The following is a 14,624-nucleotide window of genomic DNA, read 5'->3' as shown; positions in this document are numbered from 1 at the left end:
CAATATATAACATAGATTTATCGTTTGAAAGTTATATATAATAGTTTTTTTTATATATTGTGTGGGCACACAATATAATACTTCTGAAAAATTCTTTAGAAATGTTTTTGATTTTAAAAAAAATATATTACCTTTGCATCAGTTATCCTGAAAACAATCTTTTTACCTTAAAAGAGAGCTAATACCTATTGAAGATTGAAGCGATTGCCTGTGAGGGTCATCGCTTTATTTTTTTTATTATAAATTTGGTTGTCTCATAAAAAATTCGTAACTTTGCGCCCGATTTAGTCCGTTTTGGCTCGGTAAAGTCACAACACGGTGTTGTGCGCCAGTCGGAAAAACCCGTTTATAACATTTAAATAATGTACGCAATTGTAGAAATTAACGGTCAGCAGTTCAAAGCCGAAGAAGGCAAAAAGCTCTTCGTGAACCACATGAAAGAGGCTGAAGCCGGCAAGACTGTTGAGTTTGACAAGGTACTGCTTGTCGACAAAGAAGGTTCAGTACAGGTAGGTGCACCCACCGTAAGCGGTGCTAAAGTAGTATGTGAAGTGATCAATCCCCTTGTTAAGGGTGAGAAGGTTATCGTTTTCAAGATGAAGCGTCGTAAGGACTCTCGCAAAAAGAACGGTCACCGTCAGCAGTTCACTCAAGTAGAAGTTAAATCAGTAATCGCTTAAACGTAGGAGGAACAAGAAATGGCACATAAAAAAGGTGTAGGTAGTTCTAAGAACGGCCGTGAGTCTGCATCACAGCGACTCGGCATTAAGATTTTCGGTGGCCAGAAGGTTGTTGCAGGCAACATTATTGTTCGCCAGCGTGGCTCTAAGCACAACCCCGGCAACAATGTTGGTATGGGTAAGGACGATACTTTGTTCGCTCTCGTTGACGGAACTGTTCAGTTCCACAAAGGAAAGCGTGACAAGAGCGTTGTTTCAGTAATCCCCGAAGCATAACGCCGAACAAGAAAAAAAAATACTCCAAACAAACAATAGAATCCCAAATCTCTTCTCACGAGGTTTGGGATTTCTACTTTTTAAAGGCTGTGGAGGTTAAAGGTTACGAACCTTATGAAGCTGCAAACGTATGCACTTTTACCCTGATACGTGGGGGGATGGTATATTGTTGCCCAAATGGTTTATAATTCTAACGATAAATATTCAAGTATTCCGTTGAAGAAGAGCGACTACAAAAAAAAACAAGAACCCATGGAGTAGAGTTCCTGTATTGTTTTATTTATAAAATGTGAACTTACTTGTTTTTTGCTTTTTTAAGTCTATTATAGAAAGGATGGAGCAATGAAGTTGCGACTCCCCTACCCGACAATTTGTCTAGTTCAGTTTTGGCTCGATTGTTTTTGCCAGATATGATGAGTAAGTCAATATACGACAACGCATAGTCTATGTTGGCAGGCTTTCTTTTAATCGCTTCTTCCCAGTCGTATAATGCTATTTCATATAGTTTCAGTTCTGCTTCATAAGAAGCTCGTGCCACATACACTTCCGGATCCTCCGGATGCTGTTCTACCACAATATTTAGTTGTTCCAGTGCCTCTTTTCTTCTTCCAGATGACTGGAACATATAAGCAAGTCCAAGTCTTGCTTCTTTATTAGTAGGAACGCTGGCAAGAACGGTTTCGTAATCGTTTTTTGCCAAATCATAGCGTCTGAGATGCATGTACGCGTATGCGCGATAATATAGAGCCGATAAGTTTTTTGATTCGTACCGAAGTATGAGTGTATATTCATCAACGGCATATTCCCATTGTTGCAGTTCGAGATTGACTGCAGCTTTTCTTAAGTGTAAATCGGTATTATATGGAGAAAGTTCAATCTTTCGGTTTAGCGAATTGAGTGAATCACGCCATTGCTGATTGTTCGTCTGTGAGAAAGTCACAGACGAACAAATCATCAATAGAGTAATAATCAAGCTTTTTTGATATAATCTACAATCCATGCTCCCACTTCTTTTGTTCCGTAAGCCTTGCCACCTTCAACTTGAATTTCTGGGGTTCTTACATTGGCGTCTAACGATGCGTTGACAGCCTCTCGTATCAATGCGCCTTCTTTGTTGAGTCCGAAATGTTCAAGCAACATTGCAGCCGATAGGATTTCTGCTAATGGATTGGCGAGGTTTTTACCTGCAGCCTGTGGCCATGAGCCGTGCACAGGTTCGAAGAGTGGTGTATGTTCACCGAGTGATGAAGATGGCTGTAATCCCATAGATCCTGTGATACAACTGGTCTCATCTGTAAGGATATCGCCAAATGTATTTTCTGTAACGACAACATCGAAGAAGCGTGGTTCTGTCAGCACACGCATTGAAGCGTTATCGATAAACATATAGTCGGTGTTGACATCAGGATACTGGGGTTCCATTTCCTTAGCAATCTGTCTCCAGAGTCGTGAACTTGCCAGCACATTGGCTTTATCTACAACGGTGAGGTGCTTTCTACGTTTCTGTGCTGTTTCGAAAGCTACTTTGAGTATTCTCTCAATTTCAGGTCTTGTATAGATGTCGGTATCGTAAGCCTTGTCATTATCCTGATATTTCTCTCCGAAATACATACCTCCTGTGAGCTCTCTGATAACTACGAAATCTGCACCTTTAAGTAATTCGTCTTTTAGTGGGCTTTTATGAAGCAGACAATCGAAGGTGGCAACAGGTCGTACATTGGCAAAGAGTCCGAGTTTTTTACGCATAGCCAAGAGTCCCTGTTCTGGGCGCACTTTTGCTGTGGGGTCGTTATCAAATCTCAGGTCGCCTACTGCAGCAAAGAGCACAGCGTCAGCATTCATACATACTTCGTGTGTTTCATCGGGATATGGATTGCCTACAGCATCAATGGCATGTGCTCCGCAGAGTGCTTCTTGATAAGTGAATTCATGTCCGAATTTGTCGGCAATGACATCCATGACCGCAACACCTTGTTTCATAATTTCCGGTCCGATACCGTCACCGGGTAATACAGCGATTTTGAGTTTCATTGTGATATTGTTTTTATTGTTCGTTTTCTATGATGTTCAACATTTTAAAGGTTGCCTTAATAGCAGCTTCAGTTTGGTCGGCATCAAGTCCTCTGGTTCTTAACACACCTTGTCCATGTTGCCATGTAATGACGGTCTGTACGAGTGCATCCGTTCGTCCTCCAGGCGGTATCGTAACCGCATAGTTAGCCAACAATGGAAATGTTCTGCCTAGATATTTCTTATAGATATATCTGAGTGCCTTGACAAACGCATCGTACTGACCGTCTCCTGTGGCACCGGCTTCATATTGTTTACCATTGATTTCCACTTTTACATTGGCTCCTGGTTTTAGTCCGTATGCTGTAGATACAACATAGCTTACGAGTTTTACCTTATCTTCCGGAGCATCGTGTTTCAGTACGTCAGATACGATGTACGGCAAGTCTTCCTGTGTGACAATCTCTTTTTTGTCTCCAAGCTCTGTAATACGTTGTGTCACACGCTTGGTTTGTTCTGGTGTGAGTTCAAGTCCCAGTTCTTCGAGGTTTCTGGCAATATTAGCCTTTCCGCTGTTTTTTCCCAGCGCATATTCCCTTTTTCGTCCGAATCTCTCTGGTACGAGATCATTATAGTAGAGCTTGTCTTTCGAGTCACCGTCAGCATGTACTCCAGCCACTTGTGTGAAGACGTTTTCTCCCACGATGGGTTGGTTTGGAGCAACAGCAATACCGCTATATCCTTCCACCAATCTACTAATGCCGTTGAGCTGTTCTTCGTTGATATTTGTTCTGGCATGAAATTGGTCTTTGAGTATCGCCTGTACGCTTGCTAATGGTGCGTTTCCGCATCTCTCACCGAGTCCGTTGACGGTAACATGAAGTCCCTTTGCCCCGCTGAGTACAGCAGCCAACGAGTTTGATACTGCAAGATCGTAGTCATTATGTGCATGGAAATCGAAATGGCATTGTGGGTATCTCTTTATCATCTTTCTGAAATACTCAATGACTTGAAGCGGATTCATCACACCCAATGTATCAGGCAACAGGAATCTTTTTATTCCACTATTGCAGAGCGCGTCCATGATCTGATAGACATACTCTGGTGAATCTTTCATACCATTTGACCAGTCTTCAAGATAGAGATTTACAGCAATGCCTTTTTCTTCTGCATATTTCAGCGATGCCTTGATATCTTCAAGATGCTCTTCTGGAGATTTTCGCAGTTGGTGTGTGCAATGTTTCAGCGAACCTTTTGCTAAAAGGTTGATGACCTTTCCTCCACAGTCGTTAATCCAGTCAATAGAAAGTCCGCCATCTACAAAACCTAACACTTCAACACGTTCGAGCATACCGATATTTCTTGCATATCTGCAAATCATGCTGACCGCCTCTTTTTCGCCTTCTGATACGCGAGCCGATGCCACTTCAATACGATCCACATTAACTCCATGCAGCAACATTCTTGCTATCATAAGTTTCTCATGAGGAACGAATGAAACGCCATTGGTCTGTTCTCCATCTCTTAGGGTGGAGTCCATGATTTCTATGACTGGCAGTTGTCTTGTATTGGCATTTATGCGTTCTGCTGTTCCCATTGTTCGATTTTGTCCTTGTTTTGAATCAGAAAATCGATATCATCGAGTCCATTGACAAGACAATGTTTTTTATATCCGTTAATATCAAAGGTTTCCTGTCGTCCTGTCGCCTTATTGGTGACGGTTTGTTCTGGCAAATTGACCTCAACTTCAGTTTTGGGATTGTTTTTAATGCTGTCAAAGAGTTCTGCCAAGAAGTCTTCGCTGACTACTACAGGGAGAACGAAGTTATTGAGCTCATTGTTTTTGTGGATGTCAGCAAAAAAGGAGCTGATGACCACTCTGAATCCGTATCCAGCGATGGCCCATGCAGCATGTTCACGACTAGAACCTGAACCGAAGTTTTTTCCTGCCACGAGTATGCATCCGCTGTAGGTAGGATTGTTGAGCACAAAATCTTTATTTAACGTTCCGTCTGCGTTATACCTCCAGTCGCGAAAAAGGTTGTCGCCAAAGAAACTTTCTTCTCTGGTAGTGGCTTTGAGGAAGCGTGCTGGAATAATTTGGTCTGTGTCCACATTTTCCAAAGGAAGTGGCACACAGGTAGATGTTATGATGTTGAATTTCTGTTTCATTTTCAATATGTTGGATATGCGTGATTAAAGCAACTCTCTAGGGTCTGTTATTTTACCGGTTACGGCAGCAGCTGCTGCTACCAATGGTGAGCAGAGTATGGTACGGCTACCTGGTCCCTGTCGTCCTTCAAAGTTGCGGTTTGATGTAGATACGCTGTATTTTCCTGCAGGCACTTTATCATCGTTCATGGCCAGACAGGCAGAACATCCAGGTTGTCTGATTTCAAATCCTGCCTCTTCAAGAATCTTATCGATACCTTCTTCGCGAATTTGCTGATCTACGGCCCAACTTCCTGGCACGAGCCATGCCACTACCCTTTCACATTTCTTACGTCCTTTGGCGATAGATGCGAAAGCTCTGAAGTCTTCTATGCGACCATTAGTACAAGCTCCAAGGAATACATAGTCTATTTCCTTGCCAAGGAGTTTCTCTCCTGCTTTGAATCCCATATAATCGAGTGATTTCTGGAATCCAGCGCCTTCACCTTGTGGTATGGCTTCGGTAATTCCGATTCCCATTCCTGGGTTTGTACCATAGGTAATGCGCGGTTCTATATCTTTTGCGTCGAATACGAGTTCCTTGTCGAAAACAGCGTCATCACCGCTTTTTAGCGTTTTCCAATAAGCCACAGCTTTGTCCCATGCTTCACCCTTAGGTGCAAACTCACGACCTTTGATGTATTCGAAGGTTGTTTCGTCAGGTGCAACAAATCCACCACGTGCGCCCATCTCTATCGACAGGTTGCAGAGTGTCAGTCGGCCTTCCATAGAGAGGTTTTTTACTACATCTCCCGCATATTCTACAAAATAACCTGTAGCACCAGAAGTAGTAAGCTGGCTCATGAGATAGAGTGCCACATCTTTTGCGGTTACCCCTTTCTGCAGTTTTCCATTAATACTGATGCGCATAGACTTAGGTTTCTGCTGAAGAATACATTCCGATGCCATTACCATCTCCACTTCCGATGTTCCAATACCGAAAGCTACCGCTCCCATTGCACCATGTGTAGAGGTATGAGAGTCTCCACATACAATAGTCATTCCGGGCAGAGAGAGTCCCTTCTCAGGACCTACAACGTGGATGATACCATTGTCTTTCGACATCATGGCATAGTGGGTCAAACCAAATTCCTTCGCATTCTGCGCCAACGTGCTTACCTGTTTTGCAGAAACAGGATCTTCTATGGGTTTATCCTGATCGTGTGTTGGTGTGTTATGGTCTGGCATACAATATATATGGTCTGGACGGAAACATTTCAATCCTCTTGCACGCATGCCGTCAAAAGCCTGTGGCGAGGTCACCTCATGGCAGTAGAGTCTGTCGATATAAAGTTGTGTTGGACCATCAGGCAGTTGCTGAACTACGTGTTTGTCCCAAATTTTGTCGAAAAGTGTGTTCATTTCTTCTTAAACTTGTTTATACAGTCAATATATGCTTCAACCGAAGCGGTTACGATATCAGTGTTGGCACCGAATCCATAATAAATACTTCCTTCATATTCCACCTGCATGTGAACCTTGCCCACATCATCGGATCCCTTTGAGATGGCCTGGATGGTAAACTCCTTCAAGGTCATCTGTTTCATAATGATTTTCTTCAGCGCCTTGATAGCAGCGTCAACAGGACCGTTGCCTGATGCAGCAGCTTCAAATTTCTGATTGCTGATGTCAAGTCCAATAGAGGCAACACTCTTGACGCCCTTTCCTGTGGTTACCTGCAAGAAATCGAGTTTCACAGCATGGGCCTCTGCGGTATCGGCACCAGCCAACATGAGCACATCGGCATCGTTGACCTCCTTCTTCTGATCGGCCAGAATCAGGAACTTTTCATAAATTTTATCGAGTTTCTGCTCATCAACCTCCACACCATTCACGTTCAGACGATGCTTCAACGCTGCGCGTCCACTTCGTGCGGTCAGCACGATAGCATTGTCGTCGATACCCACATCCTTGGGATTGATGATTTCATAGGTCTGCACGTTTTTTAGCACACCATCCTGATGGATTCCGCTAGAATGAGCAAAAGCATTACGACCCACAATGGCCTTGTTGGGTTGTACGGGCATGTTCATCAAGCTCGATACCATGCGACTGGTGGGATAGATCTTTGTGGTATTGATATTGGTTTCGATATCCAGACCTTTATGACATTTCAGAATCATGGCAATTTCTTCGAGCGAAGTATTTCCGGCTCGTTCACCAATTCCATTGATGGTCACCTCTACCTGTCGAGCACCACCCAACACACCGCTAAGCGTGTTGGCTGTTGCCATGCCTAAGTCGTTGTGGCAATGTGTAGAGATAATAGCACGGTCAATACCGTCAACATGTTCTTTCAGGTACTTAATTTTCTCGAAATACTCCTGAGGCAGACAGTAACCCGTCGTGTCTGGGATATTGACCACGGTAGCACCTGCTTTAATGACAGCTTCTACCACGCGAGCCAGATATTCATTTTCGGTGCGTCCTGCATCTTCACAGTAGAACTCTACGTCTTCTACATATTTCTTTGCATATTTCACAGCAGCCACACCACGTTCGATAATTTCTTCTCGTGTGGAATTAAATTTGTATTTAATGTGCGAGTCCGATGTACCAATACCAGTATGTATACGCTTGTGTTTCGCATATTTCAATGCATCTGCAGCTACATCAATATCTTTCTGCACAGCACGTGTTAGGGCACAGATGGTAGGCCATGTCACGGCTTTCGATATTTCAATCACACTATTGAAGTCGCCTGGACTGCTAACGGGGAATCCTGCTTCAATCACATCAACTCCAAGTTGTTCAAGAGCTTTTGCCACCTGTATTTTTTCAACGGTGTTCAACTGACATCCTGGAACCTGCTCGCCATCGCGGAGGGTTGTGTCGAAGATAAATAATCTGTCACTCATATTCTTTCTTGTTGTTTAATTTCTTTCAATTCTTAATAAAAAGTGCCTTTCACACTGTTGGAAGCGAGAAAGGCACCTTTGTATTTTCATATTTCAACTACATACACGTCTTACCACTTCCAACCGTTTGGCGCAGTCGGATAATAATAATACCGCTAAGTAGATTCATACTATTCATATCGTTTTCTATTTTGACCGCAAAGTTACACATTTTTGTTTAATTCTCCAAATAAACCATCACTTTTTTATCTAAAAATCTAATAAAACAAAGATAAATACGACACAAGACAAACAAAACGAAAGTAATTGTGGTGAAAAAACTATTAAACTGCAACCTGTTACCCTACCCTAACTTTTATATTGAAATAGGTGGATGATGAATGGTGCAGAATGATGCATGAGTTGATTCATATAATCACCTTTCTTACAGCATGGGAACATTATATCAAGTTTTCAAACCTTCGGGATGCCTTCGGGATGTCTTCGGGTTCAAAGCAGTCATTCATACATAATATCATATTTCAAGACTGAGACCAGGTGTTCAACTCAAATAATACCTCATCGAAATATTAATTTTCATATTCTAAAAAATATCCGCAATGGAGAATACTCATTGCGGATATTGATGATTATACAGTAGATGTCTGCAACAGTCTGTTGCATTATCCACCAAAGTTATCGTACATGATGCTCTCAGACTCTACACCCAGAGAATCGAGCATAGCCACTACGGCTTTCGACATGGGACCAGGACCACACATGTAGTATTCAATATCCTCTGGTGCCTCGTGGTCCTTCAGGTAGGTATTGTACATGACCTGATGAACGAATCCTGCGGTGTATTTCACGCCAGCAGCATCGGCTGCTGGGTCTGGGCGGTCGAGAGCCAGATGGAAATGGAAGTTGGGGAATTCCTTTTCCAGTCCATGGAAATCGTCGAGGTAGAACACCTCGTTGAGTGCACGTGCGCCATAGAAATAATGCATCTCGCGATCGGTAGTGTGCAATGTTTTGGTCATGTGCATGATCTGTGCACGCAACGGAGCCATACCTGCACCACCGCCAACCCATATCATTTCCTTCTTGCTGTCGAAATGTGGATGGAAATCACCGAAAGGACCACTCATAATAACCTTGTCGCCTGGTTTAAGAGAGAAGATGTAAGACGAAGCAATACCTGGATTCACATCCATAAATCCACTGCGATCTGGTTTGAATGGAGGAGTTGCAATACGTACGGTCAACATGAAGACATCACCTTCTGCAGGATAGTTCGCCATAGAATAGGCACGGATGGTGGGTTCGGGGTTCTTACACTTCAAGGGGAAGAGACCAAACTTCTGCCAAGCCGGCAGATATTCATCACCAATAAGCGCCTTGTCGAAATCCTTGTCGTAGTCGATGCAGTCGAATGCAGGAATCTTGATTTGAGCGTAAGAACCTGGAAGGAAGTCCATATGGGCACCCTTAGGCAGTTGCACTTTAAATTCCTTGATAAACGTAGCAACGTTCTTATTTGAAATCACGGTGCACTCATATTCCTTCACACCAAGGATGCTCTCGTCAACATGGATGTTAAGGTCACCCTTCACCTTACATTGACATCCCAGACGCCAATGGTTTTTGATTTCCTTTCGGGTGAAATGAGGTTTCTCGCTATCGAGAATCTCACCACCACCTTCCAGAACCTGTACCTTACATTGTCCGCAAGAGGCTTTACCGCCACAGGCAGAAGGCAGGAAGATACCATTCTCGTTGAGCGTAGCCATCAGGTTGTTGCCTTGTGGCACGTTAATGGTACGGTCGCCATTAATAGTAATGTTGACATTACCGCTTGGACTCAAGAATTTCTTGGCCACAAGCAGAATAATTACCAGCAGGAGGATTACCAAGAGGAACACCCCTATACTGTATGCTATAAATTCTGTCATAATGTTACTTGTCTGCTAAAGTTAAATATTGAGTCCACTGAAACACATCATCGCCATAGCCATCAGGCCTACGGTAATGAAGACGATACCGAGACCCTGAAGGGGACGAGGCACGTCGCTGTATTGCATCTTCTCGCGGATAGCACCCAAGGCAACAATTGCCAAGGTCCAACCGATACCAGAACCAAGTCCATAGACCACAGCATCACCTACGCTGGTGATGGCTTGTGAATTGGTGGCATCGAGCAGAATACGCTGTTGCATGAAGAGCGAAGCACCCATGATGGCACAATTGACCGCAATCAGCGGAAGGAAAATACCCAGCGCAGAATAGAGTGATGGACTGAAGCGTTCTACAGCCATTTCTACCAACTGCACAATACCGGCAATGACGGCAATGAAGAGGATGAAGGACAGATAGCTCAGGTCAACACCTTCGGCAAGACAGTTGGGACCAAGTACGCAGGTCTGCAACAGATAGTTGACAGGTACGGTAACTACAAGTACAAAGGTAACAGCAAGTCCGAGACCAAGAGATGTTTTGACAGTCTTCGACACGGCAAGGTACGAACACATGCCGAGGAAGAAGGCGAATATCATATTATCTACGAATATCGACCGGAAGAATAAACTTATTGCATGTTCCATATCTTATTTCTCCTTTATAAAGTAAGCACGATGAATCCAGATAACACAGCCCACAAGGATAAGAGCCATGGCAGGCATGGTCATCATTCCGTTGTTGACATAACCAGCATCGTAAAGTGCCTGTGGAACGATCTGAAAACCCAGTAAAGTACCACGTCCAAGAAGTTCACGCACACCACCCACGATGACAAGGATGAGGGCATAACCCAATCCGTTGCCCACACCGTCAAGGAATGAAGGCCAGGGCTTGTTCATCATGGCAAATGCCTCAAGGCGACCCATGAGGATACAGTTGGTGATAATCAGACCGACATAGACGCTAAGTTCTACACTAACATCATAGGCAAATGCTTTAAGCACCTGTGACACGATAGTCACGAGGGCAGCCACCACTACCAGTTGCACGACGATACGGATACGTGTAGGAATGGTGTTGCGAATGATAGAAATAATCACATTGGCAAACGCGGTAATTACCGTCACGGCCAAACCCATCACAATGGCCGGTTTGAGTTGTGAGGTGACGGCCAAAGCCGAACAGATACCAAGCACCTGACCGAGAATAGGGTTGTCAAGGCTGATGGGGTTTGTCAATACCTCTTTGTTTTGTTTACTGAATAATGACATGGCTGTTACTCTTTTACTTCAACAGAATCACTTGGAAGAGTGACAGTCTGCTTTCCGAAGAGCTTGTCTGCACGCTTGCAAGCATCCAACAAATCTTTTTTCAACATGGCGTCAACACCATCAGAGGTCAAGGTAGCACCAGTCACCACGTCAACCTGACAGGAACTGTCTTCTACCTTCTTCACGATAGAGAGGGCTACGTCATGGCCTTTCTCGTCGGCAAAGACACGCTTGCCGATGAATTTCTCCTGCCAAGCCTTAGATTCTTTGATTTCGGCTCCCAGACCAGCTGTTTCACTTTCGTGATTGAAATAAACGCCATAAACGGTAGTGGGTTGTCCGTGAAGGGCAATATATCCACTGATGCCGCCCCACAGTCCCATGCCTTTCATGCTGACCACGAGGATGGGTTCGCCATCAACTTCACATTGGTAGAATATCTGACCGTTGTCTTCTTTCTCATCCTTCACTACCTCATTGTAGCGGGCTTCTGCCTCTGCACCATCAAGGTTACGGATGTTGAGCGAATATAGAATCTGTTTCTTCACATCGAGCTCAACATTAGCATCCTGCATGGGTTTGAGTGCCTTGAATACAAAGGCCAGCACAAAAGCCACAATGACAACAAGCACAGTACTATATATAATAATGTACGTGTTTGAGTTTGTATTTAATTTGCTCATTTGTTTTCTCTTTAATGATTTTACTTAGCACGTTTCATGCGCTTGCTGACATTGCGCTCCACGATGAAATGGTCGATGGTGGGAGCAATCATATTACCGAAGAAGATGGCGAGCATCATACCTTCCGGATAACCGGCATTCATCACACGGATGATGACAGCCATGGCTCCTATCAGGAAACCGTAGATGTATTTACCTCCTTCAGTACGACATGAGGTGACAGGGTCGGTGGCCATGAAGACAGCACCAAAGGCGAAACCACCCAACAGGAACTGTTCGTACCACATCATCTGGGTCATGCCGAGCGACTGGAAGAGTAATGCCATCAGGCCACCTCCTACAAACACACTCACCATGGTTCTCCATGAAGCGATACCAGCCCACAGTAGGATTACCGCACCAATAGCGATGGCGACAACAGATGTTTCGCCGATACTACCGGGAATGAAACCTAATGCCATATCAAGGAGTGATGCATCTGGAGTTACCCCCTGGCCAATCTGACCGAGCGGAGTTGCTGCAGTAAAGGTGTCAGGCAGAGTGTTACCCAGTCCGAAGATACTGTCACGTGCAATCCACACCTGATCACCTGTCATCTTTGACGGATAAGCAAAGAACAGGAACATACGGGCAGAAATAGCAGGGTTGAACAGGTTCATACCCGTTCCTCCGAAAATCTCTTTGCAGAAGATAACAGCAAAGGCACATGCCAACGCCAACATCCACAAGGGACAGCCTACAGGGATGATTAATGGGATGAGGATACCGCTAACGAGATAGCCTTCTTGGATTTCTTCACCTTTCCATTGTGCCCAGGCAAATTCTATACCGAGTCCGACGATATAGCTCACCAGAATCTTTGGAAGGACCACAAGGGCACCATATACAAAGATTTCAAGGAAACTGGCTGTTGCCAAGGTTCCTGCGGCGAGATAGTTTTGATAACCCACATTATACATACCAAACAGTAAAGCTGGCAACAAGGCGATGACCACCATACTCATGATGCGCTTAGAATCGATGGCATCATGGATGTTCACACCCGTGCGTGCTGTGGTGTTTGGCACATAGAGGAAAGTCTCAAATCCATCGAACACGCTACGGAAGGCATGGAGCTTTCCATCGGGTTCGAAATGAGGCTTAACTTTATTGAGATAATTTCTTAATGCACTCATAATAATATTGTTATGCGTTTTCTTTACGTAAAATATTTAAGCCTTCACGAACAATACGTTGCAGTTCGAGCTTGGAAGAATCAACAAACTCAGCCAATGCAAAATCTTCAGGACTTACCTCATAAATACCCAATTGCTCTTGACGGTCAATATCACCAGCAATAATCGCCTTAATCAGAAATTCCCCGTAGATGTCCATAGGAAGCACGCGATCGTATTCACCACTCATAATCATGTGACGCTCACCACCCTTTACACGCGCGTCGAGAGCATATTTCTTTTTAGGACAGAGCCATGAGAAATAGCTGCGACTGGTACTGAACTGTCCGAAACGAGGCATGATCCAACCTGCCAGCTCGTCGGCATTATCACCTTCTGGAATGACGGTAATCTCACTACTATGCGCACCAAGGAATCCCTCTTTTGTGGTGGGACATCCAGTTAGCACATTACCATTGATAATACGCACATGATGGTCGGAATCGTAACTGTTGGAAAGGAGTGTGGAAAGTTCTTCACCCACATTCATACGAACATAGGCAGGATTCTTTACCTCGCTACCACAAAGGGCAACCAAACGATGTAAATCAACACGGCCGGTCTTCAACAGACGACCGATGAAAAGTACGACGGTAGGATCTACAGTCCATACCACCTCACCCTTGTTGACTGGATCGATGTGGTTGACCTGCACACCCACATTACCGGCAGGACAAGGACCGTCGAAGACATGAGTCTCGATATCTTTGTATTTGTCGATAAACGAAGCGTTCTTACCGCAGCCCACATGTGTGGTGGCAATACGTGAAAGGGCTGTAAGTCCCAACTGAAACTCCTCCTCTTCCCCCTTCACTTCTACTTCAAAGTCACACGACAGGGGTTTGTCGCGAAGCGTAGAAATGAAGATAGCCTTAGGCATAACGGTAGGATTGGTTGAAACAGCATAAGGCAACTGGTCGATATAACCAAAGAGACCTGCTTCAAGCAAAGCCTCTACCACAGCCTTTCCGTCCATCTTCGACGGATCCTTGATGCCGAAATCAACCGATACTTGCTCTTTGTCTGCCTCCACGCGGATGCAAAGCACTTTTCTACGTTCACCACGCACCACTTCGCGAACAGTACCGCTAACGGGTGAGGCGAATTTAACTTCAGGATACTGCTTGTTTACAAACAAAGCATCCCCAGCCTTGACATGATCGCCTTCGCGTACTACCACTTTAGGAACGACACCCACGAAATCTTCAGGGACAATACCATACTGACCGTTGGATTTCAACTGGATGACTTTTCCTTCCGCTTTTCCTTGAAGGTGAATGTCCAAGCCTTTTCGTAACTTGATTACATCTGTCATTTGTTTATCTTTTTGAGAATAGTTGCTTTAATAATGACTGCAAAATTAGTAAAAATAGGTCTAATAAGCATAAATAATTCGCAAAATATTTAATATTCACAACTTTTTAATGTAATTTTGTGGCTCAAACATGTTAAATGAAAACATTTTGCAATCTCTATTTGTCAGTTT

General features: G+C 44.1%; 14 protein-coding genes. 2 read left to right on the top strand and 12 right to left on the bottom strand.

Translation table 11 applies throughout. The annotated features are described in order from the left end of the window. The first annotated feature begins 362 nt into the window (after nucleotides 1–362). Together rplU and rpmA are read left to right on the top strand one after the other, a co-directional pair. Nucleotides 363–680: a 50S ribosomal protein L21 gene (gene rplU / locus CIK90_RS03055; protein ID WP_094390232.1), complete on the top strand. Its 318-nt coding sequence runs from the start codon at nucleotides 363–365 to the stop codon at nucleotides 678–680. Between the two features lie 18 nt (nucleotides 681–698). Beyond that, the gene (gene rpmA / locus CIK90_RS03050; protein ID WP_094390231.1) at nucleotides 699–956 is read left to right on the top strand and encodes a 50S ribosomal protein L27; all 258 of its coding nucleotides are present in this window, start codon (nucleotides 699–701) and stop codon (nucleotides 954–956) included. A 295-nt stretch (nucleotides 957–1,251) separates the two neighbouring features. On the opposite strand, the gene CIK90_RS03045 is transcribed toward rpmA, so the two are convergent. The 12 genes from CIK90_RS03045 to CIK90_RS02990 form a co-directional block, all read right to left on the bottom strand. Next, nucleotides 1,252–1,956: a tetratricopeptide repeat protein gene (locus CIK90_RS03045; RefSeq protein WP_144007209.1), complete on the bottom strand. Its 705-nt coding sequence runs from the start codon at nucleotides 1,954–1,956 to the stop codon at nucleotides 1,252–1,254. Then, a complete protein-coding gene (leuB, locus tag CIK90_RS03040; RefSeq protein WP_094390229.1) occupies nucleotides 1,926–2,987 on the bottom strand; it encodes a 3-isopropylmalate dehydrogenase in 1,062 nt (353 codons plus the stop codon). Before leuB ends, CIK90_RS03045 begins: the two co-directional genes overlap by 31 nt. Nucleotides 2,988–3,000: 13 nt before the next feature. Continuing rightward, on the bottom strand, nucleotides 3,001–4,563 hold the full coding sequence (locus CIK90_RS03035; RefSeq protein ID WP_094390228.1) for an alpha-isopropylmalate synthase regulatory domain-containing protein: 1,563 nt from the start codon (nucleotides 4,561–4,563) through the stop codon (nucleotides 3,001–3,003). Continuing rightward, nucleotides 4,542–5,138, bottom strand: coding sequence for a 3-isopropylmalate dehydratase small subunit (leuD, locus tag CIK90_RS03030; RefSeq protein ID WP_094439609.1), 597 nt, complete (start codon nucleotides 5,136–5,138; stop codon nucleotides 4,542–4,544). Before leuD ends, CIK90_RS03035 begins: the two co-directional genes overlap by 22 nt. Before the next feature lie 24 nt (nucleotides 5,139–5,162). Next, nucleotides 5,163–6,539, bottom strand: a complete 1,377-nt coding sequence (gene leuC / locus CIK90_RS03025; protein WP_094390226.1) for a 3-isopropylmalate dehydratase large subunit — start codon at nucleotides 6,537–6,539, stop codon at nucleotides 5,163–5,165. Continuing rightward, nucleotides 6,536–8,035 carry a 2-isopropylmalate synthase gene (locus tag CIK90_RS03020; RefSeq protein ID WP_094390225.1) on the bottom strand — a complete coding sequence of 500 codons (1,500 nt, stop codon included), beginning with the start codon at nucleotides 8,033–8,035 and terminating at the stop codon, nucleotides 6,536–6,538. The genes leuC and CIK90_RS03020 overlap by 4 nt, the downstream gene beginning before the upstream one ends. A gap of 662 nt (nucleotides 8,036–8,697) precedes the next feature. Continuing rightward, the gene (gene nqrF, locus CIK90_RS03015; protein ID WP_173815126.1) at nucleotides 8,698–9,966 is read right to left on the bottom strand and encodes an NADH:ubiquinone reductase (Na(+)-transporting) subunit F; all 1,269 of its coding nucleotides are present in this window, start codon (nucleotides 9,964–9,966) and stop codon (nucleotides 8,698–8,700) included. Nucleotides 9,967–9,987: 21 nt separating this feature from the next. Next, a complete protein-coding gene (gene nqrE / locus CIK90_RS03010; RefSeq protein WP_094390223.1) occupies nucleotides 9,988–10,614 on the bottom strand; it encodes an NADH:ubiquinone reductase (Na(+)-transporting) subunit E in 627 nt (208 codons plus the stop codon). Between the two features lie 3 nt (nucleotides 10,615–10,617). After that, a complete protein-coding gene (locus CIK90_RS03005; RefSeq protein WP_094390222.1) occupies nucleotides 10,618–11,241 on the bottom strand; it encodes an NADH:ubiquinone reductase (Na(+)-transporting) subunit D in 624 nt (207 codons plus the stop codon). A gap of 5 nt (nucleotides 11,242–11,246) precedes the next feature. Then, the gene (locus CIK90_RS03000) at nucleotides 11,247–11,924 is read right to left on the bottom strand and encodes an FMN-binding protein (RefSeq protein ID WP_094464323.1); all 678 of its coding nucleotides are present in this window, start codon (nucleotides 11,922–11,924) and stop codon (nucleotides 11,247–11,249) included. Between the two features lie 20 nt (nucleotides 11,925–11,944). Further along, nucleotides 11,945–13,099, bottom strand: a complete 1,155-nt coding sequence (locus CIK90_RS02995; RefSeq protein ID WP_094436217.1) for an NADH:ubiquinone reductase (Na(+)-transporting) subunit B — start codon at nucleotides 13,097–13,099, stop codon at nucleotides 11,945–11,947. Between the two features lie 10 nt (nucleotides 13,100–13,109). Further along, complete coding sequence (locus CIK90_RS02990) at nucleotides 13,110–14,453, bottom strand: Na(+)-translocating NADH-quinone reductase subunit A (protein WP_094464322.1); 1,344 nt, start codon at nucleotides 14,451–14,453, stop codon at nucleotides 13,110–13,112. Nucleotides 14,454–14,624: the final 171 nt, after the last annotated feature.

This window comes from Prevotella sp. P5-126 (genome assembly GCF_002251185.1).
Taxonomy (GTDB): Bacteria; Bacteroidota; Bacteroidia; order Bacteroidales; family Bacteroidaceae; genus Prevotella.
This window is presented reverse-complemented; position numbering and strand designations above follow the sequence as displayed.

What these genes read in the sequence shown, in the direction of transcription:
- rplU (WP_094390232.1), top strand. Translation starts at nt 363, where the DNA reads ATGTACGCAATTGTAGAAATTAACGGTCAGCAGTTCAAAGCCGAAGAA.
- rpmA (WP_094390231.1), top strand. Translation starts at nt 699, where the DNA reads ATGGCACATAAAAAAGGTGTAGGTAGTTCTAAGAACGGCCGTGAGTCT.
- CIK90_RS03045 (WP_144007209.1), bottom strand. Translation starts at nt 1,956, where the DNA reads ATGGATTGTAGATTATATCAAAAAAGCTTGATTATTACTCTATTGATG.
- leuB (WP_094390229.1), bottom strand. Translation starts at nt 2,987, where the DNA reads ATGAAACTCAAAATCGCTGTATTACCCGGTGACGGTATCGGACCGGAA.
- CIK90_RS03035 (WP_094390228.1), bottom strand. Translation starts at nt 4,563, where the DNA reads ATGGGAACAGCAGAACGCATAAATGCCAATACAAGACAACTGCCAGTC.
- leuD (WP_094439609.1), bottom strand. Translation starts at nt 5,138, where the DNA reads ATGAAACAGAAATTCAACATCATAACATCTACCTGTGTGCCACTTCCT.
- leuC (WP_094390226.1), bottom strand. Translation starts at nt 6,539, where the DNA reads ATGAACACACTTTTCGACAAAATTTGGGACAAACACGTAGTTCAGCAA.
- CIK90_RS03020 (WP_094390225.1), bottom strand. Translation starts at nt 8,035, where the DNA reads ATGAGTGACAGATTATTTATCTTCGACACAACCCTCCGCGATGGCGAG.
- nqrF (WP_173815126.1), bottom strand. Translation starts at nt 9,966, where the DNA reads ATGACAGAATTTATAGCATACAGTATAGGGGTGTTCCTCTTGGTAATC.
- nqrE (WP_094390223.1), bottom strand. Translation starts at nt 10,614, where the DNA reads ATGGAACATGCAATAAGTTTATTCTTCCGGTCGATATTCGTAGATAAT.
- CIK90_RS03005 (WP_094390222.1), bottom strand. Translation starts at nt 11,241, where the DNA reads ATGTCATTATTCAGTAAACAAAACAAAGAGGTATTGACAAACCCCATC.
- CIK90_RS03000 (WP_094464323.1), bottom strand. Translation starts at nt 11,924, where the DNA reads ATGAGCAAATTAAATACAAACTCAAACACGTACATTATTATATATAGT.
- CIK90_RS02995 (WP_094436217.1), bottom strand. Translation starts at nt 13,099, where the DNA reads ATGAGTGCATTAAGAAATTATCTCAATAAAGTTAAGCCTCATTTCGAA.
- CIK90_RS02990 (WP_094464322.1), bottom strand. Translation starts at nt 14,453, where the DNA reads ATGACAGATGTAATCAAGTTACGAAAAGGCTTGGACATTCACCTTCAA.